Origin of the sequence: Kitasatospora sp. NPDC089509, from assembly GCF_044749365.1 — a bacterium.
Taxonomy (GTDB): domain Bacteria; phylum Actinomycetota; class Actinomycetes; order Streptomycetales; family Streptomycetaceae; genus Kitasatospora.
Window position 1 is genome coordinate 138,275 of record NZ_JBIVHS010000010.1, and the last position, 12,245, is coordinate 150,519.

Consider the following 12,245-nt stretch of genomic DNA (forward strand, 5'->3'; position numbering starts at 1 on the left):
CAACCGCCACACCAGGCGCGATTAGCTCAGCGGGAGAGCACTACCTTGACACGGTAGGGGTCACTGGTTCAATCCCAGTATCGCGCACAGTAACGAGCCCCTCGGGGTTCGCTGCACAACCGCCACACCAGGCGCGATTAGCTCAGCGGGAGAGCACTACCTTGACACGGTAGGGGTCACTGGTTCAATCCCAGTATCGCGCACAGTAACGGCCGAGGCCGCGATCCGTCAGGGTCGCGGCCTCGGCCGTTTCGTCGTTCCGGTGCCGTGGGATCCGAGGGGTTCGAGGGGTTCGAGGGGCACGGGAAAGAGAAGAGCCGCGTACGGTCGCCCTCACCGACGTCCGTACGCGGCGTCTCCGCCTGCCGGGGTGCTCTGCGCACCGCTCCTCGCCCGTCCGCGTGTCAGCACGGCCGCGGCCTCCCCGGCGACACTGCTCCCCGTCCCCAGGGAAGCAGTGCCCGTTCTGGTGTTTCCTTCAGCGGCCGATCAGGTCGGCCAGGGCCTCGGCCTGGTTCGCCAGTTGCTCCCACCCACCGAACAGCAGCACCAGCAGCACGGCGCACGGCAGCGCCATGGCCAGTGCGACGGCGGGGTGCCGGGTGGGCTGCTCGGCGGACTGGGGCTGGGTGAAGGCCGGTCGACGGCGGCGGGTGGTGCCCGTCTGCTGCGATGCCATGGCCCTGCTCCTGATCCGGTCGAGTTGGCGCGGTGGACGGCTTACCTCGGGGGACGAGCTCCCCGTCCACCGCTGAGCACAACGCTATTGGTCAGGGGGCCTTCCGGGCGTCATGCCGTCGTACCGTTCCTCGGGCATCCCGGAGGATGACGCTCAGACTCAAGGCGTACTACCGGAGGGGGAGGAAGGTCCGGCCCCGCCCCCGGGGGAACCCTGAGGGGCAACCCCGAGAAGCGATTCGACACCCCTGTGACCTGCAGCTCAGCGCAAGATCCGACAATCGCACGGTGGCTTGAGGTGTTGCGTATCAGCACACCGCAGCGGGCAGTCCGTAAGCTGTGCCAGACAGGAACTGACGATGCCCCAACCGACGGGGCCTCACCCACAGGCTGACGGGGAACAAGACATGGCGATGATGCGGCTGAGGCGTGAGGACCCCCGCATCGTCGGGCCGTACCGCCTGCACCGGCGACTCGGGGCCGGCGGGATGGGCGTGGTCTACCTCGGCTCCGACCGGCGGGGACAGCGCGTCGCCCTCAAGCTGATCCGCGCCGAACTCGCCGAGGACCAGGAGTTCCGCACCCGCTTCGCCCGCGAGATCGCCGCCGCCTCCCGGATCCGCGGCGGCTGCACCGCCCGCGTCGTCGGCTCGGACATCGAGGCCGACCGCCCCTGGCTCGCCACCGCGTACGTCCCCGGGCCGTCCCTCTACAAGCGGGTCGGCGACGAGGGGCCGCTGAGCTGGCCGGAGGCCGCCCGGATCGGCGCCGCGCTGGCCGACGGGCTGGTCAAGGTGCACGAGGCCGGGGTCGTCCACCGCGACCTCAAGCCCTCCAACATCCTGCTCTCCCCCCGTGGTCCGCGGATCATCGACTTCGGCATCGCCTGGTCGCGCGGCGCCAGCACCCTCACCCACGTCGGCACCGCCGTCGGCTCCCCCGGCTTCCTCGCCCCCGAGCAGGTGCGCGGCGCCGCCGTCACCCCGGCCACCGACGTGTTCGCCTTCGGGGCCACCCTCGCCTACGCGCTCACCGGGGACACCCCGTTCGGTTCCGGGGCCTCCTCCGAGGTGATGCTCTACCGGGTCGTCCACGAGGAGCCCGACCTGTCCGCCGTCCCGCCGCAGCTCGCCCCGCTCATCGGGGCCTGCCTGGCGAAGGAGCCCGCCGAACGGCCCGGCGCGGCCGCGCTGCACGAGCGGCTCAGCGAGCTGGCGGCCCGCGGCGCGGCGGCGGCCGGCAGCGGGCGCGGGGCGCGGCGGGGCACGGCTCCGGCCGCCGCCGCTGCCCCGGCCGCCGCTCCGGACGCTCCGCGGGCGGCGCAGCCGGACGGCGGCCGGGGTGTCCCCGCGCCCGGGCGCTCGCCGGAACCCGCCGCACCGGCGTCGCGGGCCCGGGCCGCGGCGGGCCGACCGGGCGGGCCGGCCGCCGGGGGCCAGGCGCGGCGCCCGCAGGGTGCCCCGCTCCCCCGGCCGGAGGCCACTCCCGTCACCCGTCCGCCGCGCGACCGGTCGCAGACCCCGCCGCCCGGCCGACCGCGGCCCCGGGACCGGCAGCACACCCCCGTCCCCGGCGGGCGGCCCGGTACGGCGCGTCAGCGGCTGCTGCGGCAGCGGCTGGTGGTCTTCGTCACCGTCACGATCGGCGTCGCACTGGCCATCGCGGCGGCGCAGGGCTGCGAGAACCGGAGCAACCAGGGAGCGCGGCCGGTGGTCGGGCAGACCGCGACGGCGGGTGCCGGGGGCGATCAGGGGGCGCCCCGGACCTCGGTGGACGTCCTGCCGCAGGCCTCGGCGTCACCGCTCCCGGCGGCCGCGCGCGGCACCGCGGACAGTGCGCTGGCGCCCGCGCAGGGGCCCGGGCCGGTGGTCGACTGGCCCAACCGCGGCTACCCCGACCCGGCGGGCGGGGCGGGCGTCACGCTGAAGGACGGGCGTTCCGTACCGGGTGGGCCGCAGGTCACGCTGAGCGCGGCGCTGCCGGCCCGGTACAAGGGTCAGCCGGCCGCGGTGGTGGTGCTGCGGCGGGCGGAGGGGTCGGTGCCGGTCGACCTCGTCCAGCTCTACACCTTCACCGGGGACACCCCGGTCACCACCGCCTCCCGCGCCTCGACCGCCGACCCGCAGGCCACGGCCAGCTGGCGCCTGGACGGCAGCGCGGTGGTCCGCGAGGAGCGCGTGGCCGCGACCGGCGCGGTGATCTCCACCCGCTACACCGTGCGCGCGGACGGCACCCTCGACGAGTCCTGGCCCGGCGCCGGCGCCTCCGGCGGCACCGGTCTCACCACGCCTCCCCCGGCCGCCGCGCCGGCCCCGCCGACGGCCCCGACGGGCTGAGCGGGACGGGCGCCGCACGGCGGAGCCGCTGACCGCGGCTCATGGTCGCGGGTGTTCAGGCAGTGGTGACGGCGTAGAAGGCGACGGCGGCCGCGGCACCGACGTTGAGGGAGTCGATGCCGTGGGCCATCGGGATCCGGACGGGGTGGTGGGCGGCGGCGATGGCGCGCGGGGTGAGGCCGTCGCCCTCGGCACCGAGCAGCAGGGCGGTCTTGGGGAGGGTGTGGGGGGCGAGCGTCGCGAGGTCGACGGCGGTGTCCGCGGGGGTGAGGGCGAGGAGGGTGAAGCCGGCGTCGCGGACGGTGTCGAGGCTGCCGGGCCAGGGGTCGAGGCGGGCGTAGGGGACCGCGAAGACGGCGCCCATGGAGACCTTGACGGCGCGGCGGTAGAGCGGGTCGGCGCAGTCGGGTGAGAGCAGGACGGCGTCCATGCCGAGGGCGGCGGCGCTGCGGAAGATGGCGCCGAGGTTGGTGTGGTCGACCAGGCCTTCGAGGACGGCGACCCGGCGGGCCCCGGTGAGCAGTTCGGCGGCGTCCGGGAGGGGCTTGCGTTCCATCGAGGCGAGGGCGCCGCGGTGGACGTGGTAGCCGGTGACGGCTTCGGCGAGCCCGGGTTCGACGACGTGGACCGGGGCGTCGGCCTCGGCGATGACGTCGGCCATGACGTCGAGCCACTTGGCGGTCAGCAGCATCGACCGCATCCGGTAGCCGGCCGCGAGGGCGCGGCGGATGACCTTCTCCCCCTCGGCGATGAACAGGCCCTCGGCGGGTTCGCGGCGGCGGCGCAGTTCGACGTCGGTCAGGCCGGTGTAGTCGGCGAGGCGGGGGTCGGCCGGGTCGGTGATGGTGCTGGGTTCGGACACCCTGCGATCTTGCCAAGCCCGGGCGGGGAAGGCCAAACGGCCGAGTGGACGGGGTGGTCCCGGGCTAGCCCGAGTGCAAATATGACCGTATGGCCCGATTTCCGGGCCGATCCTGGGCTCCGTCGGCCTCTGGTGCCACCGGCGACGCCGGCTCCTCCGGTGGGCGCCCACACGGTCGGCAACAGCTGCCCCGCGCCGAGCGGCCCCGCCCGGCACGGCACCGGTCGGTGGCCGGGCAGGTGTTCGCGCTGCAGATCCTGATCGTGCTGCTGCTGGTGGCGGGGGCCGCGGTGGCACTGGTGGTGCAGTCGCGCAACGACGCCGACCGGGAGGCGCGCAACCGGTCGGTGGCGGTCGCCCAGTCCTTCGCCAATGCGCCGGGGATGGTGGCGGCGCTGCGCTCCCCCGACCCGACCGCGGTGCTGCAGCCGAGGGCGCAGGCCGCCGAGGTCTCCTCGGGCGTGGACTTCATCGTCGTGCTGAACGACCAGGGCATCCGCTACACCCACCCCGACCCGGACCGGATCGGCCGGAAGTTCGTCGGTGACTACGAGCCCGCGCTGCACGGGCAGGTGGTGACCCAGCACCTCACCGGGACGCTCGGCCCGCTGGTCCAGGCGGTGGTCCCGGTGTACGCGCCGGGCGGCCAGGTGGTCGGGCTGGTGTCGGCCGGGGTGACCCTGGGCAACGTCACCACCGCGAGCGAGCGGCAGCTGCCGGTCGTCCTGGGCGCGGCGGCGGGCGCGATAGGGCTGGCGACCCTGGGGACGGCCCTGATCAGCCGGCGGCTGCGGCGGCAGACCCACGGGCTGGGCCCGGTCGAGATGACCAGGATGTACGAGCACCACGCGGCCGTGCTGCACGCGGTGCGCGAGGGCGTGATGATCGTCGGCGGGGACGGGCGGCTGCTGCTCTGCAACGACGAGGCGCGCCGGCTGCTGGACCTGCCGCCGGACGCCGAGGGCCGTCCGGTGGCCGAGCTGGGTCTGGAGCCCGCCCCGCTGGAGCTGCTGACCGCGAACCGTCCGGTGAGCGACGAGGTGGTGCTGGCCGGGGAGCGGCTGCTGGCGGTGAACGTCCGGCTGACCGACCGGGACGGCGGCCCGCCCGGCTGCGTGGCCACGCTGCGCGACTCGACCGAGCTGCGGGCGCTGACCGGCCGGGCCGAGGGCGCGCAGCGGCGGCTGCGGCTGCTGTACGACGCCGGGATGACGGTGGGCAGCTCGCTGGACGTGATCCGGACGGCGGAGGAGCTGGCGCAGGTCGCGGTGCCGCGGTTCGCGGACTTCGTCACGGTGGACCTCGCCGAGCAGGTGCCGGCCGGTGAGGAGCTGCCGCCGGGCGGTTCGCTGGAGCGGATGCGCCGGGTCGCGCTGGCGGGCGTCCGGGACGACCCGCCGTTCCATCCGGTGGGCACCGCCCTGGACGTGGTGCCGGCCACCCCGCTGGCGGGGACGCTGGACAGTGGGCTGCCGTGGCTGGAGCCGGATCTGGCCCGGTCGCAGGACTGGCGGGCGCAGGACCCGGAGCGCTCGGCGCAGGTGCTGGCGTACGGGGTGCACTCGCTGGTGCGGGTGCCGCTGCGGGCCCGCGGGGTGCTGCTGGGGGTGGTCCGGTTCTGGCGGGCGGAGCGGCCGGAACCGTTCGAGCCGGAGGACCTGACGCTGGCCCAGGATCTGGTGGCGCACGCGGCGGTGTGCATCGACAACGCCCGCCGGTACACCCGCGAGCACGCCATGGCGGTGACCCTGCAGCACAGTCTGCTGCCGCGCAGCCTGCCGGAGCAGAGCGCGCTGGAGGTGGCGCACCGCTATCTGCCGGCCCAGGCCGGGGTGGGCGGGGACTGGTTCGACGTGATCCCGCTGCCGGGCGCGCGGGTGGCGCTGGTGGTCGGCGACGTGGTCGGCCACGGGCTGCACGCGGCGGCGACGATGGGGCGGCTGCGGACCGCGATCCACAACTTCTCGACCCTCGACCTGCCGCCGGACGAGCTGCTGGGCCATCTGGACGAGCTGGTGAACCGGATCGACCAGGAGGAGGCGGGCGACGCCGGGAACGCGGGCCTGACCGGGGCGACCTGCCTGTACGCGATCTACGACCCGGTGTCGCGGCGCTGCACGCTGGCCGGGGCCGGGCACCCGCCGCCGGCCGTGGTGGACCCGCAGGGCCGGGTGACCTTCCCGGAGCTGCCGACCGGGCCGCCGCTGGGGCTGGCGGTGCTGCCGTTCGAGAGCGTCGAGCTGGAACTGGCCGAGGGCAGTCGGCTGGTGCTGTACACCGACGGGCTGGTGGAGAACCGCGAGCGGGACATCGACGAGGGCCTGGAGCTGCTGCGCGCGGCGCTGAGCGGGCCGCCGCGCACGCCCGAGCAGACCTGCGCGGACGTGTTGGGGGTGATGCTGTCGGCGCATCCGGAGGACGACATCGCGCTGCTGGTCGCGGAGACCAGGGTGCTGGCGCCGGACCGGGTCGCCCAGTGGGACGTGCCCCCCGATCCGGCGGCGGTCGGGGCGGTCCGGGGGCAGGTGGCACGGCGGCTGGCGGACTGGGGGCTGGACGAGGCCGCGTTCGTCACCGAGCTGATCCTCAGCGAGCTGGTGACCAACGCGATCCGGTACGGTTCCGGGCCGATCCAGGTGCGGCTGCTCCGCGACCGTTCGCTGATCTGCGAGGTGTCGGACGGCAGCAGCACCTCGCCGCACCTGCGGTACGCGGCGACCGAGGACGAGGGCGGGCGCGGGCTGTTCCTGGTCGCGCAGTTCGCGGACCGCTGGGGGACGCGCTACACGGCGACCGGGAAGGTCATCTGGACGGAGCAGCCGTTGGAGTGAACGCGGAGCGGGAAGTCGGACCGGCCGACCTCCCGCTCCCGGGGTTCAGCGCCGGAAGGCGGCGTCCAGCACGTTCACGACGTCGCCGACCACGATCACCGCCGGGGGTTTGACGCCCTCGGCCTCGACCACGGCGGCGACGGTGGCCAGGGTGGCGTCCACCCGGCGCTGGGCGGCGGTGGTGCCCTCCTGGACGATCGCGACCGGGGTGTCGGCCGCCCGGCCGTGCTCGACCAGCGTGGCGGCGATCGCGCCGATCTTGTCCACCGCCATCAGCAGCACCAGGGTGCCGGTCAGCCCGGCGACGGCCGTCCAGTTGGTGACCGAGCGCGGGTCGTCCGGGCCGACGTGGCCGGAGACCACGGTGAACTCCTGGGTCAGCCCGCGGTGGGTGACCGGGATGCCGGCCGTCTCCGGGACGCTGATCGAGCTGGAGATGCCGGGCACCACGGTGACCGGGATGCCCGCCTCGGCGCAGGCCAGCAGCTCCTCGCCGCCGCGGCCGAAGACGTACGGGTCGCCGCCCTTGAGCCGGACCACGAACTTCCCGGCCTTGGCGTGCTCGATCAGCGCCTCGTTGATCGCCTCCTGGGCCATCTGGCGGCCGTACGGGATCTTCGAGGCGTCGATCACCTCGACGTGCTCGGGCAGCTCGGCGAGCAGCTCGCGCGGGGCGAGGCGGTCGGCGACCACCACGTCGGCGTCGGCGAGCAGCCGGCGGCCGCGCACGGTGATCAGGTCCGGGTCGCCGGGGCCGCCGCCGACCAGGGCCACGCCGGCGCCGTGCGAGCGGTACGCGCGGGTGGCCAGCGAGCCGTCCCGCAGGCCGCCGACGATGGCGTCGCGCAGGGCGGCGGAGTGTCGCGGGTCGCCGGTGAGCACGGCGACGGTGGCGCCGGCGTCGCGGCCGCTGGCCGGGGTCCAGGCGGTGGCGGCGGAGGCGTCGTCGCTGCGGGAGCAGAACACCCGCTCGCGCTCGGCCTCGGCGCTGACCGCCGCGTTGACCGCCGGGTCGTCGGTGGCGACCAGCACGTACCAGGCGCCGGCCAGGTCGCCGTCCGCGTACGGGCGGGCGTGCCAGGTGAGTTCGCCCGCGTCGGCCATGGCCTGGACGGCCGGGGTGGTGCCCGGGGATATCAGGTGCAGCTCGGCGCCGGAGGCGATCAGGGCCGGCAGCCGTCGCTGCGCGACCTGGCCGCCGCCGACCACGACGACGCGACGACCGGCCAGCAGCAGACCGACCGGGTACGGGGTCCGGCCCTCGGTGCCGGGGTGCGGGGTGGGCGCGCTCATCGGCGGTGCTCCTGATCGGGGATGAGGGGTTCGAAGCGGTGCGGTGGTACGCCGCTCCGCGGGCCGGCGCGCCCTCGGGCCGGTCCGCGGAGCGGGTGGGGTGGTGCGTCAGGCCTTCTCGGTGACCCCGGCGGAGTCGAAGGTGGCTACATCGTGCATCGCGCGGGCCGCACTCTGCACCAGCGGCAGCGCCAGCAGGGCACCGGTGCCCTCGCCGAGCCGCAGGTCCAGGTCGATCAGCGGACGCAGGCCCAGCTTGGCCAGCGCGGCCTGGTGGCCGGGCTCGGCGGAGCGGTGGCCGGCGATGCAGGCGGCCAGCACCTCGGGGGCGATCGCCTTGGCGACCAGCGCGGCCGAACCGGCGATCACGCCGTCCAGCACCACCGGGGTGCGCAGCGAGGCGGCGCCCAGCAGGAAGCCGGCGATGGCCGCGTGCTCCAGGCCGCCGACCGCGGCGAGGACGCCGATCGGGTCGTTCGGGTCGGGCTGGTGCAGGGCCAGCGCGGCGCGGATGACCTCGATCTTGCGGGCGTGGGTCTCGTCGTCGATGCCGGTGCCGCGGCCGGTGACCTCGGCCGGGTCGAGGCCGGTGAACACCGAGATCAGGGCGGCCGAGGCGGTGGTGTTGGCGATGCCCATGTCGCCGGTGACCAGTGCCTTGTTGCCCGCCGCGACCAGGTCGCGGGCGGTCTCGATGCCGACCTCGACGGCCTGCAGGGCCTCCTCGCGGGTCATCGCCGGGCCCTGGGTCATGTCGGCCGTGCCGGGCCGGACCTTGCGCGGCAGCAGGCCGGTGGCGCGGCCCTGCTGGACGGCCTGCGGCAGCTCGGCGGCGACGCCGACGTCCACCACGCAGACCTCGGTGCCGATCTGCTTGGCGAAGGAGTTGATCACCGCTCCCCCGGCCAGGAAGTTCCCGACCATCTGGGCGGTCACCTCCTGCGGCCACGGGCTGACCCCCTGGGCGTGCACGCCGTGGTCACCCGCGAAGATCGCCACGCAGGCGGGCTCCGGGATCGGCGGCGGGCACTTGCGGGACAGGCCGCACAGCTGGGCGGAGATGATCTCCAGCATGCCGAGCGAGCCGGCCGGCTTGGTCATCCGCTTCTGGCGGTCCCAGGCCTCGCCGAGCGCCTTGGCGTCCAGCGGGCGGATGCCGCGCAGGGTGTCGGCGAGCAGGCTCTGCGGCTCCTCGCCGGGCAGGGCGCGGTTGCCGTACTGCTCCTCGTGGACGACCCAGGCGAGCGGGCGCTTCTTCGCCCAGCCCTGCTGCTCCAGCTCGGGCTCGTCCGGGAACTCGTCGACGAAGCCGACGCACAGGTAGGCGACGACCTCCAGGTGCTCGGGCAGGCCCAGCTCGCGGACCAGCTGCTCGTCGTCGAAGAAGCTCACCCAGCCGACGCCCAGGCCCTCGGCGCGGGCGGCCAGCCAGAGGTTCTCCACGGCCAGGGCGGCCGAGTACGGGGCCATCTGCGGCTGGGTGTGCCGGCCGAGGGTGTGCCGGCCGCCGCGGGTGCGGTCGGCGGTGACCACGATGTTCACCGGGGTGTCGAGGATGGCCTCGATCTTGATCTCCCGGAACTGCTTGGCCCGGCCCTTCGGCAGCGAGTCCGCGTACGCCTCGCGCTGGCGCTCGGCCAGGGCGTGCATCCGCTTGCGGGTCTTCGCGGAGCGGATCACCACGAAGTCCCACGGCTGGGAGTAGCCGACGCTGGGCGCGGTGTGGGCGGCCTCCAGGACCCGGATCAGCACCTCGTGCGGGATCGGGTCGGGGCGGAAGCCGTTGCGGATGTCGCGCCGCTCGCGGATCACCTGGTGGACGGCATCGCGGCCGGCCTCGTCGTAGCCGGGGGCGGCGGGGCCGCGGGGCTCGGCGGGCTGCTCGGGCTCGGTGGGCTCGACGGGCTGCTCGTCCTCGGCGGCCGGGGCCTCGGCCTGGAGCTCGGTCGGGGCCTCCACCGGGGCCTCGGTCGGCTCCACCGGCTCGGCGGGCTGCTCGGGCTGCTGGTCGGCAGGCTGCTCGGGCTGGGCCTCGGGCTGCTCGGGCTGGGCCTCCTCGGCGGCGGACGCCTCGACGGGCTGCTCGGCGGGGGCCTCGGGCTGCTCGGTGACCTGCTCGGTGGGCTGCTCGACCGACTGCTCCGCGGCCTGCTCGGCGGCGGGGGCCTCCTCCTGGACGGCCTCCGGCGCGACGGCGGCCTCGGCCTGGTCGGCGACCGGCTCGGCCTGGTCCGCAGCCGGCTCGGCCGAGGCCTCGGCGGGCTGTTCGGCGGCGGGGTCGGCAGGCTCAACGGTCGACTCGGCGGCCGGCTGCTGCTCGGTCTCCGGGGCGACGGCCTCGACGGACTGCTCGGTCGGCTGCTGGGCCGCGGCCTCGACGGGCTGCTCCGGCTGCTCGCCCTGCTCCGCGACCGGCTCGGCCGGGGCCTCGACAGTCGACTCGGCGGGCGACTCGGCCGGGACGGCCTCCGGCTGCTCACCCTCGGCGACGGCCTCCACGACGGCAACGGCGACGGCCTCGGCGACGGCCTCGACCGTCTCGGCGACGACGGCCTCGACGGCAACGGGCTCGGCGGCGGGCTGCTGCTCGGCGGTCTCGGCGACGGCCTGACCAGAGGGCATCTCACCGGTGCCGGCGGCGGTCTCGGCGACCGGCTCGACCACGGCGGCCTGATCCACCGTCACGGCTTCCACGACCTCGGCGACCTCGACGACCTGCTCGGCCCCCGGAACCACCTCGACGGCCGGGACCGGCTCGACGGCCTGCGGCGCGTCAGCGGCCGCTATGGGGACGGGCTGCTCCTGAACCGCCTCCTCGGCCACCGGCGCCTGCTGGGCCGCCTCGACCTTGGGCAGGCCGTGCGGGGTCGGCGCGGCGAGGAAGGCGGAGATCCGGCGCGGCTGACCGGCCGGGGCGGCGGCCTCGGGCTGCTCGACGGGGGCCGTGGCCTCCGCGGCGACGGCCTCGGCAGCGGCCTCGACCACCGCGGGCTCGACCACCGCGGCCTCCACGGCGGCGTCGACGACCACGGTCTCGACCGCGGCGCCCTCCACCGCGGGAGCCTCGACGACCGGCTGGGCGGCGGCCTCCGTCGGCACCGGCTCGACCGCGACGGCCTGAGCGACCTCGGCCACCGGCGGGACCAGCACGGCTTCGGCGACCGGCACGGCCTGGCCGGCCTGGACCGCCTGGACCACCTCCGGAAGCTCGACGACCTCGATCACCTCGATGGCCCCGACCGTCTCGACGGCCAGCATCCCCTCGACCGGCTGCGAGGCCAGCGGCACCTGCTGGTACCCCTGGCCCTGCGGCACCTGGTGAACCTCCGGCCCGGCCTCGACCGTGGTGGTCACCGGGGGAACCGGTGCGGTGGGCGTCATCGGTACGGCCTGCGGCGCGACGGCCTCGCCCATCGGCGGCCGGCCGACGACCGGGATGCCGTGGGCCGGGGTGCCGCCCTGCGAGGGGCCGCGGTCGGCCAGCGAACGGACCGGCACCTGGCCGGTCATCAGCGAGGGGTCCGGGATCGGCGGGCCGGCGTGCAGCGGGCGGCGCGGCTGCTGAGCCTGCGTCATCGGCTGCTGCGCGTGCGGCTGCGCCGGGCCGGCCTGGAGCGGCGGCTGCTGGGCGTGGTCACCGCCGAGCACCGGCGGGTCGACCGGCGGCCAGGACGGCTCGACCGGGACGCCGTCCGGCTGCGCCGCGAACGGTGCCTGCTCGGCGCCCCAGGAGCCCTGCGGGCCGGGCATCAGCAGGACGTCGTCCTCGTCGTCCAGCCCGTCCGGCTGGTCGACGAAGTGGAAGGCCGGGCGCGGGGCGCCCTGGTCGACGGTCCAGCCCTCGCCCGGGGCGGCCGGGGCGGGCACGCCGGGGACGGTGAAGGTCGGCTGGCCCTCGAAGGCCGGCTGGCCCTGCGGCGGGATCACGCCCGCGCCGGGGGGCACCGCGCCGGGCAGGCCGCCGACCGGCGCCGCCGGGTTGGGGATCACGCCGCCGTCGGTCGCGACGCCCTGCAGGGGTGCAACGCCCGCGACGCCCTCCGGTCCGCCGAGCGGGCCGGGCCCGACGTGCAGGTGCTCCGGCTGTCCCTCGCCCGGGACATGGCCGCCATCGGTCATTGTCAAAGCTCCTTCCAGGCCGCTGCCGCGCCCCTTGGCGACGCGATCACCGACCGCAGCGCCCATCCGCACGGGCCGCGCCTGCACCGACCCGCCCCTCAACCACACGCGGCCGCCGCGCCGTGG

The 12,245-nt window shown here is 75.9% G+C and carries 5 protein-coding genes, 2 tRNA genes and 1 pseudogene; 4 read left to right on the forward strand and 4 right to left on the reverse strand.

Translation table 11 applies throughout. The annotated features are described in order from the left end of the window. The first annotated feature begins 15 nt into the window (after positions 1-15). Both ACIP4P_RS22230 and ACIP4P_RS22235 read left to right on the forward strand, forming a co-directional pair. A tRNA-Val gene (locus ACIP4P_RS22230) sits at positions 16-87 on the forward strand. Between the two features lie 44 nt (positions 88-131). Then, positions 132-203: transfer RNA gene (locus tag ACIP4P_RS22235), tRNA-Val, on the forward strand. Positions 204-478: 275 nt separating this feature from the next. On the opposite strand, the gene ACIP4P_RS22240 is transcribed toward ACIP4P_RS22235, so the two are convergent. Continuing rightward, positions 479-679, reverse strand: a complete 201-nt coding sequence (locus ACIP4P_RS22240; protein ID WP_350512930.1) for a hypothetical protein — start codon at positions 677-679, stop codon at positions 479-481. A gap of 406 nt (positions 680-1,085) precedes the next feature. Here ACIP4P_RS22240 and ACIP4P_RS22245 point away from each other — a divergent pair. Then, a pseudogene (locus ACIP4P_RS22245) lies at positions 1,086-2,438 on the forward strand (serine/threonine-protein kinase); the annotation flags it as partial. A 631-nt stretch (positions 2,439-3,069) separates the two neighbouring features. Here ACIP4P_RS22245 and ACIP4P_RS22250 read toward each other — a convergent pair. After that, positions 3,070-3,876, reverse strand: a complete 807-nt coding sequence (locus ACIP4P_RS22250) for a TrmH family RNA methyltransferase (protein ID WP_400920915.1) — start codon at positions 3,874-3,876, stop codon at positions 3,070-3,072. Between the two features lie 89 nt (positions 3,877-3,965). Between ACIP4P_RS22250 and ACIP4P_RS22255 the strand changes: the two genes are divergently transcribed. After that, the gene (locus tag ACIP4P_RS22255) at positions 3,966-6,707 is read left to right on the forward strand and encodes a SpoIIE family protein phosphatase (protein WP_400920917.1); all 2,742 of its coding nucleotides are present in this window, start codon (positions 3,966-3,968) and stop codon (positions 6,705-6,707) included. 45 nt (positions 6,708-6,752) lie between these two features. Here the strand turns inward: ACIP4P_RS22255 and cobA are convergent, their stop codons facing one another. Both cobA and cobT read right to left on the reverse strand, forming a co-directional pair. Then, on the reverse strand, positions 6,753-8,000 hold the full coding sequence (cobA, locus tag ACIP4P_RS22260) for a uroporphyrinogen-III C-methyltransferase (protein WP_350512944.1): 1,248 nt from the start codon (positions 7,998-8,000) through the stop codon (positions 6,753-6,755). Between the two features lie 108 nt (positions 8,001-8,108). Then, on the reverse strand, positions 8,109-12,119 hold the full coding sequence (gene cobT, locus ACIP4P_RS22265; RefSeq protein ID WP_400920920.1) for a nicotinate-nucleotide--dimethylbenzimidazole phosphoribosyltransferase: 4,011 nt from the start codon (positions 12,117-12,119) through the stop codon (positions 8,109-8,111). Between the last annotated feature and the right edge of the window lie 126 nt (positions 12,120-12,245).